Here is a 16,598-nt window from a genome sequence, read left to right on the forward strand (position 1 = left end):
GCGCCCTGATGCACGCGATCACCGACTGGCTCGCCCGATCGTCCGGCCTCGCGGTCTACTGCGTGGTGGCCGCCCTGGTCTTCTGCGAGGACGCCCTCTTCTTCGGCTTCGTGCTGCCCGGCGAGACCGCCGTGGTGCTCGGCGGCGTCGCCGCCTCCCAGGGCAACGTCTCGGTCGTGGTGATGTGCGTGGTGGTGGCCCTCGCCGCGGTGGCGGGCGACAGCGTCGGCTACGAGGTCGGCCGCCGCTTCGGGCCGCGCATCCTGGAGACCCGGGCGCTGCGCTCGCACCACGAGCGCATCGGCCACGCCGAGGAGCTGATCAGGAAGCGCGGACCTGCCGCGGTGTTCCTCGGCCGGTTTGTCGCCTTCTTCCGGGCGATGATGCCCGCGCTGGCCGGCATCTCCCGCATGCCCTACCGCACCTTCCTGCTGTTCAACGCCGCCGGCGGCATCGTGTGGGGGACCGGCTTCACCCTCCTCGGCTACTTCGCCGGCTCCGCCTACCAGAAGGTCGAGCGCACCGCGGGCACCGCCGTCGCGGTGGTGGTCGCGGTCATCGTGGTCGCCGCCTTCGTCGTGTGGCATGTGCGGCGCAGGCGCCGGGAGAACGAGACGCCGTCGAAATCGGACGAACAGTCCTGATCCGTACGGGTGTTCGCGACACGCCCGGCCCGTCGTCCGTCGAATGTGCGGGATCGGCAACAATCACCGCGGCAGAGGTTCGAAGCGGGCCGCGGAAGAGTAGCCGAAGGGTATGCGTACTTCGTCGCACCACCTCCCGACGTCCCCGCGCCGCCACCGTTCCGTGCCCCTGGCCGCGGTGGCCGTGACGCTCCTGGCAGCGGCCGCCGCCGGCTGCGGCAACGCCGACGGACCGTCGGTCTCGCCCGCCGGTTCGAGCAGCACGTCCCCGGCGTCCGCCACCCCCGGGCAGCCGTCGCCGACGAATCCGCCGCCCAGCGCCACCTCGGCGCCCCCGCGGACCGCGCCCGGCGCCACCGCGCCCACCCGGTCCGCCGCCCCGAACGCCGCCTCCGCCCGCTGCACGGTCACCGAGCTGCGGATGCGGCTGGGCACCGGCGACCCCGGCGCGGGCAACGTCTACTACCCGCTGCGCTTCACCAACACCGGCCACCGCACCTGCACCCTCGACGGGTTTCCCGGGGTGTCCCTCATCCGCGGCGACGGCAGCGTCATAGGACGGCCGGCCGACCGGCAGGGCGCCGGCGGCGCCCCCGTGCGGCTGGCTCCCGGCGCGACCGTCGAGGCCGACCTGCACACCCTCAACCAGGGCGTGAAGGACGGCGGCTGCTGGCGCAAGCCCACCTTCCTCAAGGCATACCCGCCCGGCTCCACCGACGCGATGACGCTGGCCACCGCCAACCCCGTGGTGTGCGGCGACACCTTCGACGTCGGCGCGATCCACTAGCTCCGACCGAACCACCGAACCATCCGGCGACGCCCCCGCGGGCCGTGCCCGGGGACAAGGACCGCCCACATGACCGTCAGCGGAATCGACGTCGCCTCCTACCAGAGCGACACCTACAGCACCACCGGTCTGGGCTTCGTGCTGGTGAAGGCCACCGAGGGCACCGGATACGCCAACCCCCGGCACGCAGCCCAGATCGCCACCGGCCGGCGGCACTCCCTGGTCGTCGGCCACTACCACTTCGTGCGGCCCGGTTCGATGACCGCCCAGGCCACGTACTTCCTGCAGCACGCCGCGGCACGGGCCGGCGACGTGCTCGCGCTGGACTGGGAGGACACCGGCGTCACCGGAGCGCAGAAGGACGCCTGGATCGAGCACGTCCAGGCCGCCGCCCCGCGCAACCGCGTCCTGCTCTACTGCAACCGCGACTTCTGGTTGCACCGCGACCCGACGTCCTTCGCCGGCGACGGCCTGTGGATCGCCGACCCCGGCGCCCCGGCCGGCCGGCCGCGGGTCGATTTCCACTGGACGATCCACCAGTACAGCGAGACCGGCGGCCTCGACCGCGACGTGGCGAACTTCGCGAACACGGCCGCCCTGCGGGCGTGGGCGGCCAAGGGCACGCCCGCCCCCGCCCACGAGCCGTTCCCCGGGGTCGCCTGGTTCACCCTCGGCCGCCGCTCGCCCGTCGTCGCCGCGATGCACGCCCGGCTGGTCGCCGTCGGCTGCAACCACTACGCGAGCTCGGCGAACAAGGACGTGATCGGCTCCGGCGACGTCGCCTCGTACGAGGCGTGGCAGCGCAAGTACAACACCGAGCACCACAAGGGCTGGACCGGCGCCGCGCTGAAGTGGCCGCCCGGCAAGGAGACCTGGGACGCACTGAAGGTGCCCAACGTCTGAGCCCGCGCGCCCGGCCCGGGGGCGGCCGCGGCCGCCCCCGGGCCCGCCTGCCGGGCGGGTGACGCCGGGCCGCCCGCCCGTTAGCGGGCGCCACGACGGGGAACAGCGCTGACCATGCAGCCCATCGACGCGCTGGAACGCATCGCCTTCCTGCTCGAACGCCGGGGGGCGCCCGCCTACCGGGTCCGGGCCTTCCGCAACGCCGCCGCCGTGCTCGCCGCGCTGCCGGCCGACGAGCGGCGGGCACGGGGCCGGGACGGCTCGTACACCGCGCTGGCGGGCATCGGCGCCACCACCGGCCAGGTCATCGCCGAGGCCGAGGCCGGCGCCGTCCCCGGCTACCTCGCCCGGCTGGAGGAGGAGACGGCGGGCCCCCTCACCGAGGGCGGCGCGCGGCTGCGTGCCGCGCTGCGCGGCGACTGCCACACCCATTCCGACTGGTCGGACGGCGGCAGCCCGATCGAGGCGATGGCGCGCACCGCGCGCGACGTCGTCGGCCACGAGTGGGCGGTGCTCACCGACCACAGTCCGCGGCTGAGGATCGCCCGCGGCCTGACCGCGGAGCGGCTGCTGCGCCAGCTCGACGCGGTCGAGGAGGCCAACGCCCGCCTCGCCCCCTTCCGCCTGCTCACCGGCATCGAGTGCGACATCCTCCCGGACGGCTCCCTCGACCAGCGCGACGACCTGCTGGACCGGCTGGACGTCGTGGTCGCCTCGGCCCACTCCGAGCTGCGGATGGCCGCGCCCGCCTTCACCCGCCGGCTGGTCGCCGCCGCGTCCAATCCGCTCGTCGACGTGCTCGGGCACTGCACGGGCCGGCTGATCGGCGAGGGCAAGCAGCGCCCGCAGTCGGCCTTCGACGCCGAGGCCGTCTTCGCGGCGTGCGCCGCGGGCGGGACCGCCGTGGAGCTGAACAGCAGCCCGCACCGGCTGGACCCGCCGCGGCGGCTCCTGGCGCTGGCCCGCGACGCGGGCACGCTGTTCAGCATCGACAGCGACGCCCACGCGCCGGGTCAGCTCGACTGGCAGTGGTACGGCTGCGCGCGGGCCGAGGAGGCCGGCATCCCCGCCGAGCGCGTCCTCACCACCTGGACCGCCGACCAGCTGCTGGCCTGGACCCGGACGCGTCGCACCCCATGAGGCGCAGCGCGGCGCGCACCAGCGCCGCGTTGTCGGCGGCCGGCGCGCCGTCGGGCAGCAGCAGCACGTCCTCCAGGCCGATCCGCGCGTCGAGGCCGCGTTCCGCCGCGAGCCGCAGCACCGGCCAGGCGCCGCCGTCCTCGCCGTGCAGCAGCAGCCGCGGACGAGGCCTGCCGGCCGGCCCCGCGGGCCCTGCGGGACGCCTGTCGCCTGCCAGCTCGTCCAGCAGCCGGCAGGCGGTGTCCCGAGCGGTGCCCGGGTCGGGGTCGGTGACCTCGGCGAGCACCCGCAGCACCCGGTGCGCGTGCGGCCAGGCGCGCAGCCGCGCCGCCGCGTCGGTGCCGGAGAAGACGCCCGCCTCGATGCGCACGCCGGTGTCGAGCAGCGCCTCGGCGACCGCCTCGGCCCCCTCCTCGTGCCAGTTGACCGAGGCGTGGTCGGGGAGCACCGACCAGGACCGCACCAGCGCGGCCCGCCGCAGCGGGTCGGGCTCGGTCCACGCGCCGGTGGTCACCCCGACCGGGACGCCGGGCGCGGCGGACCGCACCGCGGCCACCGCCGCGTCCACGAACGCCGGTTCCATGGTGTCCCGGCCGTCGTCGTCCCTGGGGTGCAGATGGATGTCCGCGGCCCCCGCGGCGACCGCCTCCGCGGCGGCGTCGCCCAGTTCCCTGGCGGCCACCGGGAGCGCTTCGCACGCGGACCGCTCGCGCGCGCCGTTCAGGCAGACCTGCAGCATGCGGGGATCATCGCAGCCGCCCGCCGCGGACGCCTCCCCTCGCGCGCGAATCGCGTGCATAGGTGCGGCCGGCAGGGGCAAACGGCAGCTCAGGAGGTTGATAACCATGGGTCCATTGCTTTTGGTGCTGCTGCTGGCTCTGATCCTTTTCGGCGTCGGGTTCGCCGTGAAGATCCTCTGGTGGGTGGCTGTCGTCGTGCTGGTGGTCTGGCTGCTCGGGTTCGTGATGCGCGGGACGGGAACCGGCGGCAGCCGGGGGCGCTGGTACCGCTGGTAGCGTCCGGCGGCCGGTTTTTCGAAGTGCGGCACAGGCGGGCCCCGTCCGGAGAGACCGGAGGGGCCCGCCTCGTCGTGCGTCCGGCCGCCGTACGCCGGCGGCCGTGCCCGCTCAGGTCGTCGTGCCCGCTCAGGTCGTCGTGCAGACCGAGCCGTTCAGGGTGAACACGGTCGGCGGCGGGTAGGCGCCGCTGTTCGCGCCCGTGAAGCCGAAGCTCACCGAGTTGCCGCCGTTCGCCGCCAGTTCGCCGTTCCAGTCCACCGGGGTGGCCACCACGTCCTGGCCGTGCTGGGTGACCTCGGCGTTCCAGAAGCCGCTGACCGTCTCGCCGGCCGACGGGAACCTGAAGGCCAGCGTCCAGCCGGTGATCGGCGCGGGCCCGGTGTCGGTGAGCGTGACGTTCGCGTTGTAGCCGTTCCCCCAGCCCGCGGTGGTCTGGAAGCTCACCCTGCACGGGGCGTTCGCCGGGGTGCCGGTCCGCACGGTGACGGGGTCCGAGGGCCGGGAGAGCCGCCCGTTCGCGTCCCGCGCCAGCACGTTCCAGGTGTACGTGGTGCCGGGCGTCAGGTTGCGGACCGTGACCGGGCCGCCGGTGGAGCTGCCCAGCAGCTCGCTGGTCGTGCCGTACTGCCGGTAGACCTCGTATCGGGTCGCCGCGCCGCCGGTCGACGGGGCGAAGGCGACGGTGGCGGTGGTGTCCGTCGCGGCGGTGACGGCCACCGCGGTCGGGGCGGACAGCGCGGACCCGGTGCCGGACGCCGGGTGCAGCGTCACCGTGGTGAGCGAGTACGGCGGCAGCGTCCAGCCGGTGGCGCCGGCCGAGGTCGTGGTGGCGATCGAGGTGGCCAGGTCGGCGAAGGTCGCCACCGTAGCCGAGGCCGGGTCGGGGGTGAACCCGGCGTAGTGCAGCGCCACCTGGCGCGCCGCGGCCGGGTCCTTGTTGATGAGCAGGACGCTCAGGTCGCCGTCGGCCTGGTGCACCGCGTGCGCGGAGACCAGCGGGCTGCTGGTCCCGGCGCCGACCAACTGGTCGCCGGGACGGCCGAGTTCGCTCATCATCTTGATGGCGAAGTAGGTCGGGAAGGGCGTGTCGAGCGGCGGTTCGCAGACGCTGCCCACGCAGGTGCCGCTCGACAGGATCCCGTAGTCGTCGTAGTCCGTGGCCCCGTCCGGCGCGGTGCCGATCGACTGCGGCCCGTTGTGGGTGTCCCACCAGTCGACGGTGAACGCGCCGCTCTCCAGGGCGGTGGCGTACACGTCCGCGCCGAACAGGGCGTTCGGCTGGGTGTCCTCGTCGACCTCGGAGTTCACCTCGGTCAGCGCGACGGGTGTGCCGGCCGCGCCTGCCGCGTCCAGCTCGTCCCGCAACTGCGCCATCTCGCCGGACAGTTGCGAGGGCTCGCCGAGCATCTGCGCGGCGTCCGAACCGCCCGGGTACCAGTGCACGATCACGAAGTCGGCCTTGCCCGCGATGAGCGGGATGACCGTGTGGTTCCAGTCGGCGCTCTCGCCGGCGGCCATCACGCCGTCCGGCCAGTTGCCGGGCAGCGTCAGCACCGCGCCCACCTTCACCGAGGGGTCCACGGCCTTCATCGCCGCCGCGTACTCCCCGACGTGGCGCGCGTAGGCGGCGGGGGAGGTGTCGGCGTGGTCGTCGTGCTCCCAGCCCGAGCCGTAGTGCCCGTTGCCGTACAGCTCGTTGCCGACCTCCCACAGCTTGGCGCCGTAGCCCTTGGTGACGTTGGCGTAGCGCACCCAGTCGGCCGCCTCCTGGGGTGTCCCGGAGCCGTAGTCCGCGATCAGGATCGGCTGCGCGCCGATCTTGCGCACGGTGCCCATGAACGCGTCGAAGCCGGTGCCGGGCGCGACGTATCCGCCGGGCGCGGTGTTGTCCTGCCAGTGGTAGATGTCCCCGTAGGAGCCGCCGGGGTAGCGCAGCGCGCCGATATGGGCCGACTGCAGCAGGTCCTGGACGTCGGGAGCGTTCATCTGCGCGTCCCACACCGCGCTGTTGAGGCCGTACGCGGTGGCCGGGATGGTGCCCAGGCCCTCCGCGGCGTTGACGGTCACGTCCACCGCGGCGGCGCCGGGGTCGGCGCTCGCGTGGGGCGCGCCGCCGGCGGCCACGGAGGCGACGAGCGCGAAGCCGGCGAGTGCGGCGGTGACCAGCGCGGCGCGCGGGCGGGCCCGGCGGGGCGGGCGGGGGCGGACTGATGGCAGGTGCACGGCGGTTCTCACCTTCGGAAGGCGGGATGTGGGGGGTGCGCACACATGGGAGCGCTCCCATATTTGGGCTCGCCGGTCACCCTGTCAATGCCCGCGCGGCGTCCCGGCGCACGCCGACGCCCTGGCGGTCGCCGCGGCAGCCGGACGGGTGGGCCGGAACCGCCGAAGTCATGCGCCGCGGCGGAGCGGGCAGGCGTCCGGCAGGAGCGGCGACGGGGTGGACGGAGGCGAACGGTGATCGTGGACTGCGCGGTGTACCGCGACGGGCGGCGGGCGGCCACGCCTGAGGACGCGCACGAGGCGATCGCGCTGGCCCGCGAGACGGAGGACGCCTTCGTCTGGATCGGCATGAGCGAGCCGACCGCCGACGAGCTGGACCTGCTCGCGTCCGAGTTCGGCCTGCACCCGCTGGCCGTCGAGGACGCCTTCAAGGCCCACCAGCGGCCCAAGATCGAGGTGTACCGGCAGGCGCTGTTCACCGTGGTCAAACCGCTGTCGTACGACGACGCCGCCGCCACCGTCACCTCGTCCGAGCTGATGGTCTTCACCGGTGAGTCCTTCGTGGTGACCGTCCGGCACGGCGAGGCCGGCACCGCCGCCGAGGTCAGGAAGCGGATGGAGGACCACCCCGAGCTGCTGCGGCACGGCCCGGGCGCTGTGCTCTACGCCATCTGCGACTCGGTCGTCGACGACTACCTCGACATCGCGGCCGACCTCCAGGTCGACCTCGAGGAGCTGGAGGAGCGGGTCTTCGCGCCGGGCGGCGGCGAGTCCTACCGGTCCAACCGGCTGGCCGGCGTGATCTACGCCTTCAAGCGGCAGGTGCTGGAGTTCCGCCGGGCCGCCAACCCGCTCGCCGAGCCGCTCGCCCGCCTCGCCGCGGGCGGCACGCCGTTCGTGGGCGACGGCACCCGGCCCTTCTTCCGCGACGTCGCCGACCACCTGAGCCGGGTCAACGAGGCCGGGGACGGCCTCGACCGGCTGCTCACCGACATCCTGGCCGCCCACCTCACCCAGGTCGGGGTGCGGCAGAACGACGACATGCGGAAGATCTCCGCCTGGGCCGCGATGGCCGTGGTCCCGACGATGATCGCCGGGATCTACGGCATGAACTTCACCCACATGCCCGAGCTGGGCCAGGTCTGGGGCTACCCGGCGGCGCTCAGCCTGATGGTCGTGACCGTCTCCCTGCTGTACCTGACGTTCAAGCGCCGCGGCTGGCTCTGAGCGCCCGGCCGGCCCTGTCCCCCCGGCCGGAACCGGCCGCGGGGACAGGGCCGGCCGTCACTTCTTGGCCGTCACCCCTTGGCGTCACCCCTTGTGGTGCGGGCGGTGCAGCGGCGCGCGTCCCGGCGGCTGCGGCGGCTGCGGGCGGTGCGGCACCTTCGGCAGCTCCCGCACCACCGGCGTCCCCTCGGTCAGCGTGAACGGCTTCTCGTAGTGCAGGATCTCCAGCGGCGCGCCGTCCGCCAGCGTGTACGTGGCGGTGGTCTCCTTCACCTCCACGCGCAGCCTGCGGCCGCGGAACAGCAGCCGGAACGCCAGCCGGCTCAGCGCCCCCGGCAGCCGCGGCGCGAACCGCAGCGAGTCGCCGTCGAACAGCCGCATCCCGCCGAAGCCGGCCACCAGCGCCGTCCAGGTGCCGGCAAGCGCGGCGATGTGCAGGCCGTCCCGCGCGTTGTTCTCCAGGTCCTCCAGGTCCATCAGCGCGGTCTCGCCGAGGTAGTCGTAGGCGAGGGCGAGATGCCCGACCTCCGCGGCGACCACCGACTGGCAGTACGCGCTGAGCGAGGAGTCGCGCACCGTGATCGGCTCGTAGTAGGCGAAGTCGCGGGTCTTCTGCTCCGGCGTGAACGCGTCGCCGCGCAGGTACAGCGCCAGCACCAGGTCGGCCTGCTTGACCACCTGCTTGCGGTACAGGTCGAAGTACGGGTAGTGCAGCAGCAGCGGGTAGCGGTCGGCGGCGGTGCCGTCGAAGTCCCAGCGCTGGTGGCGGGTGTAGCCCGCGGACTGCTCGTGGACGCCCAGCTCCTCGTCGTACGGCAGCGTCATCGCCGCCGCCGCGTCCCGCCACGCCGCGGTCTCCTCGTCGGTGACCCCGAAGGCCGCCGCGTGGCGCGGATGGCGTTCCGCCGCGTCCGCCGCGGCGGTCAGGTTGGCCTGCGCCATCAGGTTCGTGTACGTGTTGTCGTCGGCGATCGCGCTGTACTCGTCGGGTCCGGTCACGCCGTCGACGTGGAAGGCGCCGGCGTGGTCGTGATGACCCAGCGAACGCCACAACCGGGCGGTCTCCACCAGCAGTTCGAGCCCGGTGTCGGCCTCGAAAGCGGTGTCGCCGGTGGTCGCCACGTAGCGCACCACGGCGTCCGCGATGTCGGCGTTGATGTGGAACGCCGCGGTGCCCGCCGGCCAGTAGCCCGACGCCTCCTCGCCGTTGATGGTGCGCCAGGGGAACGCGGCGCCGCTCAGGCCCAGGTCGGACGCGCGCGTCTTCGCCGCGGGCAGCGTGTTCTGCCGCCAGCGCAGCACCTCGGCGGCGGCCTGCGGGGCGGTGAAGCCCAGCAGCGGCAGCACCACCGTCTCGGCGTCCCAGAAGGTGTGGCCGTCGTAGCCCGAGCCGGTCAGGCCCTTGGCCGGGATGGCCCGCTCCTCGGCGCGAGCCCCGCTCTGCAGCACGTGGAAGAGCGCGAACCGCACCGCCTGCTGGATCTCGGTGTCGCCGTCGACCTCGACGTCCGCGCGCTCCCAGAAGTCGTCCAGGTAGGCGTGCTGCTGGTCCAGCAGGCCCTGCCAGCCGGTGTCGCGGGCGCCGACCAGCGCGGCGTCCGCCTGGTCCCGCAGCGCGGGCAGCGAGCGGGCGGCCGACCAGCCGTATCCGACGAACTTCTCCAGCCGCAGCCGCTGGCCGACCTCCAGCACCGAGGTGACCGTCAGCCGGCTGACGTCGGCGGTCGACTCGGAGGACATCTGCGTGGTGCCCTCGGGGCCGCTGACCCGGTGGTCGGCGGCGACCGCCAGCCGCAGCGCGCTGCGCGTCGTCGCGTGGATGAGGCGCAGCCGGGTGCCGTCGGCGAAGTGCTCCTCGGGCCGCAGCGGCGACTCCAGCGCGGCCGCCACCCGCGGGTCGCCCGCCTGCCGCGGCAGTTCCTCGTTGGCGGCCAGCTCCGACTGCACCACCACCCGCACCTGGCTGTCCAGCGGCTCCACCTCGTAGGAGATGGCGGCCACCGCCCGCTGCTTGAAGGAGACCATCCGCACCGAGGTGACCCGCACCGCGCGGCCGGCCGGCGACACCCACTCGCAGCTGCGGCGCAGCACCCCGGCGCGCATGTCCAGCTCGCGCTCGTGCTTGCGGACGGTGCCGTAGCGCAGGTCGAAGGGCTCGTCGTCGACCAGCAGCCGGATCAGCTTGCCGTTGGTGACGTTGATGACCGTCTGCCCCGACTCGGGATAGCCGTAGCCGGCCTCCGCGTAGGGCAGCGGGTGCAGCTCGTGCAGGCCGTTGAGGTAGGAGCCGGGCAGGCCGTTCGGCTCGCCCTCGTCGAGGTTGCCGCGCCAGCCGATGTGCCCGTTGGACAGCGCGAACACCGACTCGCTCTGCGGCAGCAGGTCCAGGTTCAGCTCGCTCTCGCGCAGCGTCCAGGGCGCGACCTCGTACGCCGGGTCGGTGATCACGCGGGCACTCCGATCAGCTCCGCGAGGTCCGTCACGACCGTGTCGGCTCCGTGCTTGCGCAGCTCCTCGGCCTGCCCGACCCGGTCCACGCCCACCACGTAGCCGAACCGGCCGGCCCGGCCGGCGTCCATGCCGACCAGCGCGTCCTCGAACACCGCGCACTGCGCGGGGTCGACGCCCAGGTCCTGCGCGGCCTCCAGGAAGGTGTCCGGCTTGGGCTTGCCCCGCAGACCCCGCTCCCTGATCGTGGTGCCGTCGACCCGCACCTCCATCAGGTGCTCGATGCCGGCCGACACCAGCACGTCCCGGCAGTTGGCGCTGGAGGACACCACGGCGGTGCGCAGCCCGGCGGCCCTGACCGCCTCCACGTAGCGCACCGACCCCGGATACGCCTGCACGCCCTCGACCCGGATCTTCTCCAGGACCAGCTCGTTCTTGCGGTTGCCCAGGCCGTGCACGGTCTGCGCGTCCGGCGGGTCGTCCTCCTCGCCCTCGGGCAGCTGGGTGTCGCGCGAGGCGAGGAAGGTCCGCACGCCGTCCGCGCGCGGCCGGCCGTCCACGTAGGCGTCGTAGTCCGCGGTCGCGTCGAACGGCCGGAAGTCGTCGCCGTCGCGCTGTCTCAGGAAGTCGTCGAACATCTCCTTCCAGGCCGCCGCGTGGACCAGCGCGGTCGGCGTCAGCACACCGTCGAGGTCGAACAGGCAGGCACGTACACCGCTGGGCAGGCCGATCTCCGTCATGTGGCGCTTGTGCCCGCATCCGGGGGGCACGATGCGCCACGGCGGGCAAGTCCCCCCGACTCGCCGAATCGCGCGGGTCCGCACGCGGCATCCCCACCCGGTGCGGCGGCCGCCGCACCGGCCTCACCGGCCGGACCGGCGGCCGGTCCGGCGCGGCGTCCCCCAGCCCCCGTCCGCCTTCGGCGAGGGTGGCGCCACCGCTGAGGGAAACCCGTGGACGCCGGTCCGCCGACGTCCGCAGCGTCCTGGACCTGCTGCGCGCGGCGCTGCCGGCGCCGCTGCACGCGGCGCTGGAGTGGAGCCGCACCGGCGCCTTCGGCCAGTCGGCGGGCGGCTTCACCGCACTGCAGGCTGCACACGGCGACCAGCGGATCGCCGCCGCGGCGACCTTCGACGGCGTCACCGCCTACGTCCAGGAGGACGGCGTCCACGGCTATCTGCCGCCGCTCGGCGGGGACGGCCTGCGGCGGCCGTTCCTGCTGGTCGGCAAGGACGGCAACACCCGCCGTACGGTTCGCTCCTGGGACGCCCTCTGGCGCCGCAGCGCCGGCCCGCGCACCGGGCTGTCCGTACGGGGCGCGGCGCACGGCACGTACGGACGACGCGGTGGTGGTCCTCCCGCAGCTCGCCCGGCGGCTGCGGCTGCCGTCCGCGACCGTCGCGGCGAACATCGGCGCCGTCGAGCCCCCGGCAGGCCGTCGCCGCGGCCCGCGCCTACCGCGCAGCCTTCTTCCGACCGCGCGCTGCGCGACCGCGACGACCGCGGACTGCTGGAGCGGCCCTCGCCGCGCGACCCGCAGGTGCGGCTGTCCGGCTGTCCGGCTGACCGGCCGCGGCCGGTCAGCGCGCCCGGTGCGCCGCGGCCGGTCACGGTGCGAGCTGCGCCGCGGTGGGCGGGTCCGCGCCCTCGCGGGTGCAGGTCATCGCGGCGGCGCGGGCGGCCAGCGTGAGGGCGTTCAGCACCGGGGCGGCGAGGTCGGGGCCCGCGGTCGCGGCGGCGAGCGCCGCGCGGGGAGCGCCGCCCGCGCCCAGCGGGCCGGCCGCCAGCAGGCCGCTGAGCAGGGCGGCGGTGAAGGCGTCGCCCGCGCCGACGGTGTCGGCCGCCGTGACCCGGGGCGCCGGCAGCGCCACCGTGCCGTGCCGCCACCACGCGCGGGCGCCGCGCGCGCCCATCGTCAGCACGACGAGCGCCGGCCCGCCGCCCCGCGTCCCGGCGGCCGTCGCCCAGCCGGCGGCGGACTCGGCGGGGTCCCGGCCGGGGTAGAGCCAGGCCAGGTCCTCTGCGCCGCCTCGGTGCGCACGTGCTCCGACAGCTTCATGCCGGGCCTGCCCGGTGCCGGGCGGCCGGCCCCGGCCCCGGCGCCCGACCCCGACCCCGACCCGAGGGCGACCCAGTGCCGGGGCCGCGACATGCCGGGGCCCGGAGGCCGGTGTACGGTCGCATTACGGCACAACTGCGTCGATGTCGCAGCCGCCGGGCGGGGGCCGGAGGCCGGCTCGCGACCGAGGAGCGCCCATGTCACAGCAGATGAACATCGCGGCACAGACCGCGTTCGGCGAGGCCGTCGCCACCGGGGACCTCGACGTCCTGGACCGGATCGTCGCCCCCGGTTCCGTCGACCACGATCCCGCCCCCGGCCAGGGGCCGGGACCCGAGGGGTACAAGGCCATGTTCGGCGACCTCCGGACCGCGTTCCCCGACCTGCACGTCGAGGTGGAGCATCTGCTCGCCACCGACGACGAGTTGGCCTTCGCCTACACCATCAGCGGAACGCACCTGGGCGAGTTGCTCGGCCACCCGGCGACCGGCAGGACGGTCAGGTACCGGGGCATGCAGATCAGCCGGTTCGACAGCGACGGCAAGCTCGTCGAGCGCTGGGGCAGCAGCGACGAGCTGGGGATGCTGCGCCAACTCGGCCTCAGCTGACGCCCGTCGACGCCCGTCGAGGTGCCCCGAGGTCCCGCGCCGCCCTCGGGGCCGTCCGCGCGCGGCTCGGCCCGGCCCCCACACGACTCGGCCAGGTCGGCGGATTCCCCTACCAGCGGGGTGTCGTGGTCCGCGGATCGGGCGAGGCGGACCACACCGGGCGCGATGTCCTCGATCGGCACGTGGCACAACGGCGCCGCACCTCCTGCGCCGCGGCCGGCAGTTGATCTCCGCGGGCCACGACTGCACCTCGGCGAACTGGGTGGGCGCGGCCCGCGCCGCCTCCGCCCTGGCGCTGGCCTTCGTCCCCGCTGGCCTGGAACGCCGCGGCCCGCGCTCCGCGGGCCGTCCCCGCCCACCCTGGCCGGCCCGCTCGCCCCGGCGCGGGTGCCCGCCGACCGCGGCTGGGACGCCGTCGTCCGCACCGGAGGGGGCTCCCGGCCCGCACCTGCGGGCCGGGAGCCCCCTCCGGCCGTCGTCGCGCCGGCCGTCCCTGCGACCGCCGGCGGTCGCAGGGACGGCGAGGCGGTCAGTCCCGCCGGTCCTCGACGCCGAGGCCGAGCGCCCGCACGACCGCCTGCACGTTCGGATACTCCTCGTGGTGGGGCAGCGCGGACACGCGGTCCAGCAGGGCGTCAGGGGCCTGGTGGCGGTGGAGCGCGCCGAGCAGCGCGGACCGGTGCGCCGGGAAGACGCCGCGCTCCAGGTGCCGGGCCAGATCGCTGCGGACGAGCACGTCCTGGGGAGTCATCCCGGACGGCGCCGCCCCGCTGGGCACGGCCGCGCTCTCCGCGCCGGCCAGGCTGTCCAGGTCCGAGGGCCGGGGGCCGAACTCCTGGCCGGGGCGCACCGCGCGCCCCGCCTTGAGTTCGTCCTGCATCTCCCTCTTCAGCTCGTCGTCGCGGACCGATCCGGTCTTGTTGCTTCCCTGGTCTGCCATGGGGTTGTGACCTTCCTGTCGTGCGCGGCCGGGTCCCGGGCGCGGCGTCGGCCGCCTTCGGCGGGCACCGCCCCGATCCCGGCCAGGACGTTCCGGTCCGGACGGGTACCCGGCCAGATCGCCCCGAAACGGACCACGACAGGACCGGTGGCCGCCGCCCCTGGGCCCGGGGGGGGCAGCCACCGGTCGGGTGAGCCGTGCATTCCCGCGGCAAGGGCGGGCAGGCGCACCGCATGAGCACTTACGTCGTCACCGTGCCGGGCACCTTCCTCGACGCGCCCTCCGACGCGGCGCGCGAAGCGCTGGTGCGGGCGCTGCGCCCGGCCGATCCGCAGGGCACCGGCTTCGGCGAGGCGGAACACCTCGACATCCTCACCGTCTATCCGGGCACGCCCGCCTTCAGCCTGAAGCTGGAGGTCGAGGCGGACACCGCGCCCGCCGCGGGGGAGCGCGCGGTGGGACTTGCCACCGGGGCGCTGGGCACCGCGGGCATCCCCGCCGAGTCGGCCCCGCTCGGCGAGCCGGTCATCACCGGTCTCGCGACGGACTGACGCCACCGGCGGCAGCAGGCGCCACGGGCAGGCGGCGCCGACGGCAGCGCGCCCGGCCGCGAGGCGGCCGGGCGCACCGGTGTCCGGGTCAGGGCCGGCGGGTCGCCGGCCCCTGACGGGGAGCCGTGGTCAGCTGTGGTTCCAGGTGACGCTGAAGTTGCCGCCGCCGGACAGTGCCGACGTCGTCGCCTTGGTGGTGCTGCCGGTCGCCATGTTGATCTTGTCCGGGCTGTAGTTGCCTATCGCCTGGCCGTTCGCGGTGGAACCGGTGAACGAGGCGGTACCGAACTTCGACAGCGGCAGCACGCCGCTGGAGCTGGACGGGGCCTCCGCGATGACCTCGGCCGAGGCCTTGCTCGCGCTGCTCGACGACTTCGTCGTGGTCTTCGTCCAGCCCTTGGTGGTGTCGGACAGCTTCAGCGTGAAGGTGCTGCCGCTGGCCGAGACCGTCGCGGTGAAGTGGTCGCCGGGGCTGACGGTGTTGCTGTAGTTCACCGGGTAGGCCGGGTACATCTCGTACCACGATGAGTAGTACGCGCGGCCTCCGGAGCAGTCGGCCTCGGTGCCGGTCTGCTCCACGGAGTTGCTGCCGTCGCCGTCGATGCCGACCCAGAACGACGAGTAGGTGGTGGCGCTGCCGCAGGTCACCGCGGGCTGCACCCAGCTCGCGGAGACGCTGTTGAACGTACTGCCGGTGGCCGCGTAACCGGCCCAGTTGCCGCTGGTGCTGTGCAGGACCAGACCGCCGTGGCCCACCAGGTGGTGGCCGGCGAGCGGGGTCTGGAGGACCGAGTCGGCCGACGCGACCGCGACGGGGGCGGTGGCGAGGGTGGACAGGACTGCGGCCGCTACTGCTGAGACGGCGGTGAAACGCTTCGTTGCCGACATGCTGCTCCTTCTCGCGGGACTCGAGATGCAGGTGCAACGGGCAGGCACAGGTGGGGTGTACGCGCCGCGAGTTGCATGCTTGTCAGTGTGCAGACAACACTCGGAGTGGTGGCACCCGGGCAGCGCAAACGATCGGCAAAGGTCATGCCAAGTCCGATGGGGGACAGGGGCGTTACGCGGTCCCGCCGGCAGAGCCGGAGACGGCCTGCCGCACCATCGGCAGTGCGTCGGCGAGTTGCTCCCGCCACGGCGCCATCGGCCCCAACCGCGCCCGTGACCAGCCGTCATGGCCGAGCACGCTGTAGGAGGGGCGCGGCGCGGGCCGCGGGAAGCGGTCGGACGTGGTCGGCCGCACCCGCTCCGGGTCGAGCCCGGACAGCTCGAACGCCGCGCGCGCCAGCCCGTACCAGCTGACCTCTCCCGAGGCGGTCCCGTGGTACACCCCGGCGGGCGCCCGGCCGCCGGCCGCCGCGGCGCCCAGCTCGGCCAGCCGAACCGCCAGCGCACGCGACCAGGTCGGCTGTCCCAGCTGGTCGTCGACCACCTCGACGGTCTCCAGGCGCGCCGCCAGACCCAGCACGGTGCTGACGAAGTTGCGGCCGTGCGCCCCGTACAGCCAGGCCGTGCGCACCACGAAGCCGCGTTCGGGGAGCAGGTCGAGGACCGCCCGCTCGCCGGCCAGCTTGCCGCGTCCGTAGGCGTTCACCGGACCGGTCGGGGCGTCCTCGGGGTACGGGCGCGCCGCGTCGCCGGGAAAGACGTAGTCGGTGGAGACCTGGAGGAGCGCCGCGCCGCTCTTCGCACAGGCCTCGGCGAGCACCCGCGCCCCCTGGCCGTTGACCCGGGTCGCCGCCGCCTCGTCGGACTCGGCGCCGTCCACGTCGGTCCACGCCGCCGCGTTGACCACCACGTCGTGACCGGCGACCGCCGCACCGACCGCGTCCGGGTCGGTGATGTCCAGCCGGTCCCGCGCCGCGGCGGTCACCCGCACGCCCGCGGTCGCGCCCAGCACGTCGGTGAGGTCCCGCCCGAGCATCCCGCCCGCGCCGGTGACCAGCCATCCGGTCATCGGGGGAGTTCGGCTTTGGTCTGGAGGGGTTCCCACCAGGTGCGGTTGTCGCGGTACCAGGTGATGGTGTCGGTGAGGCCCTGGTCGAGGGT

Annotated in this window: 17 protein-coding genes; 9 read left to right on the forward strand and 8 right to left on the reverse strand. The window is 74.6% G+C overall.

Translation table 11 applies throughout. From position 1 onward, the window contains the following. Positions 1-8 precede the first annotated feature (8 nt). From V2S66_RS32040 to V2S66_RS32055, 4 genes are all read left to right on the forward strand, one after another. The gene (locus V2S66_RS32040; protein ID WP_330800289.1) at positions 9-644 is read left to right on the forward strand and encodes a DedA family protein; all 636 of its coding nucleotides are present in this window, start codon (positions 9-11) and stop codon (positions 642-644) included. Positions 645-822: 178 nt separating this feature from the next. After that, on the forward strand, positions 823-1,431 hold the full coding sequence (locus V2S66_RS32045; RefSeq protein ID WP_330800290.1) for a DUF4232 domain-containing protein: 609 nt from the start codon (positions 823-825) through the stop codon (positions 1,429-1,431). A 69-nt stretch (positions 1,432-1,500) separates the two neighbouring features. Further along, positions 1,501-2,334, forward strand: coding sequence for a GH25 family lysozyme (locus V2S66_RS32050; protein ID WP_330800291.1), 834 nt, complete (start codon positions 1,501-1,503; stop codon positions 2,332-2,334). Positions 2,335-2,448: 114 nt separating this feature from the next. Then, on the forward strand, positions 2,449-3,474 hold the full coding sequence (locus V2S66_RS32055; protein WP_330800292.1) for a PHP domain-containing protein: 1,026 nt from the start codon (positions 2,449-2,451) through the stop codon (positions 3,472-3,474). Here V2S66_RS32055 and V2S66_RS32060 read toward each other — a convergent pair. Next, on the reverse strand, positions 3,416-4,213 hold the full coding sequence (locus tag V2S66_RS32060) for a 3-keto-5-aminohexanoate cleavage protein (protein ID WP_330800293.1): 798 nt from the start codon (positions 4,211-4,213) through the stop codon (positions 3,416-3,418). The genes V2S66_RS32055 and V2S66_RS32060 overlap by 59 nt on opposite strands. Before the next feature lie 106 nt (positions 4,214-4,319). Between V2S66_RS32060 and V2S66_RS32065 the strand changes: the two genes are divergently transcribed. After that, on the forward strand, positions 4,320-4,490 hold the full coding sequence (locus tag V2S66_RS32065; protein ID WP_330800294.1) for a hydrophobic protein: 171 nt from the start codon (positions 4,320-4,322) through the stop codon (positions 4,488-4,490). Positions 4,491-4,619: 129 nt separating this feature from the next. Here the strand turns inward: V2S66_RS32065 and V2S66_RS32070 are convergent, their stop codons facing one another. Then, positions 4,620-6,716 carry a cellulose binding domain-containing protein gene (locus tag V2S66_RS32070; protein ID WP_330800295.1) on the reverse strand — a complete coding sequence of 699 codons (2,097 nt, stop codon included), beginning with the start codon at positions 6,714-6,716 and terminating at the stop codon, positions 4,620-4,622. A 234-nt stretch (positions 6,717-6,950) separates the two neighbouring features. On the opposite strand from V2S66_RS32070, the gene V2S66_RS32075 reads away from it, so the two are divergent. Beyond that, positions 6,951-7,943 carry a magnesium and cobalt transport protein CorA gene (locus V2S66_RS32075; RefSeq protein ID WP_330800296.1) on the forward strand — a complete coding sequence of 331 codons (993 nt, stop codon included), beginning with the start codon at positions 6,951-6,953 and terminating at the stop codon, positions 7,941-7,943. 84 nt (positions 7,944-8,027) lie between these two features. On the opposite strand, the gene V2S66_RS32080 is transcribed toward V2S66_RS32075, so the two are convergent. Both V2S66_RS32080 and V2S66_RS32085 read right to left on the reverse strand, forming a co-directional pair. After that, a complete protein-coding gene (locus V2S66_RS32080) occupies positions 8,028-10,391 on the reverse strand; it encodes a glycoside hydrolase family 65 protein (RefSeq protein WP_330800297.1) in 2,364 nt (787 codons plus the stop codon). Beyond that, on the reverse strand, positions 10,388-11,131 hold the full coding sequence (locus V2S66_RS32085) for a beta-phosphoglucomutase family hydrolase (RefSeq protein WP_330800298.1): 744 nt from the start codon (positions 11,129-11,131) through the stop codon (positions 10,388-10,390). Before V2S66_RS32085 ends, V2S66_RS32080 begins: the two co-directional genes overlap by 4 nt. 188 nt (positions 11,132-11,319) lie before the next feature. On the opposite strand from V2S66_RS32085, the gene V2S66_RS32090 reads away from it, so the two are divergent. Further along, positions 11,320-12,081, forward strand: coding sequence for an alpha/beta hydrolase (locus V2S66_RS32090; protein WP_330800299.1), 762 nt, complete (start codon positions 11,320-11,322; stop codon positions 12,079-12,081). Here V2S66_RS32090 and V2S66_RS32095 read toward each other — a convergent pair. Then, on the reverse strand, positions 11,999-12,304 hold the full coding sequence (locus V2S66_RS32095; protein WP_330800313.1) for a PfkB family carbohydrate kinase: 306 nt from the start codon (positions 12,302-12,304) through the stop codon (positions 11,999-12,001). The two genes, V2S66_RS32090 and V2S66_RS32095, sit on opposite strands and share 83 nt — an antisense overlap. A 343-nt stretch (positions 12,305-12,647) precedes the next feature. Here V2S66_RS32095 and V2S66_RS32100 point away from each other — a divergent pair, with 343 nt between their 5' ends. Then, positions 12,648-13,058 (forward strand): ester cyclase, encoded by a 411-nt coding sequence (locus V2S66_RS32100; protein WP_330800300.1) that lies wholly within the window; start codon positions 12,648-12,650, stop codon positions 13,056-13,058. A 529-nt stretch (positions 13,059-13,587) separates the two neighbouring features. Here the strand turns inward: V2S66_RS32100 and V2S66_RS32105 are convergent. After that, complete coding sequence (locus V2S66_RS32105; RefSeq protein ID WP_330800302.1) at positions 13,588-13,998, reverse strand: DUF2795 domain-containing protein; 411 nt, start codon at positions 13,996-13,998, stop codon at positions 13,588-13,590. 233 nt (positions 13,999-14,231) lie between these two features. Between V2S66_RS32105 and V2S66_RS32110 the strand changes: the two genes are divergently transcribed. Beyond that, positions 14,232-14,549, forward strand: coding sequence for a hypothetical protein (locus V2S66_RS32110; protein ID WP_330800303.1), 318 nt, complete (start codon positions 14,232-14,234; stop codon positions 14,547-14,549). A gap of 129 nt (positions 14,550-14,678) precedes the next feature. Here V2S66_RS32110 and V2S66_RS32115 read toward each other — a convergent pair whose 3' ends face one another. Together V2S66_RS32115 and rfbD are read right to left on the reverse strand one after the other, a co-directional pair. Further along, a complete protein-coding gene (locus V2S66_RS32115) occupies positions 14,679-15,437 on the reverse strand; it encodes a G1 family glutamic endopeptidase (protein ID WP_330800304.1) in 759 nt (252 codons plus the stop codon). Between the two features lie 172 nt (positions 15,438-15,609). Continuing rightward, positions 15,610-16,506 carry a dTDP-4-dehydrorhamnose reductase gene (gene rfbD / locus V2S66_RS32120; protein WP_330800305.1) on the reverse strand — a complete coding sequence of 299 codons (897 nt, stop codon included), beginning with the start codon at positions 16,504-16,506 and terminating at the stop codon, positions 15,610-15,612. Between the last annotated feature and the right edge of the window lie 92 nt (positions 16,507-16,598).

It is taken from the genome of Actinacidiphila polyblastidii (assembly GCF_036353415.1).
Lineage (GTDB): Bacteria > Actinomycetota > Actinomycetes > Streptomycetales > Streptomycetaceae > Actinacidiphila > Actinacidiphila polyblastidii.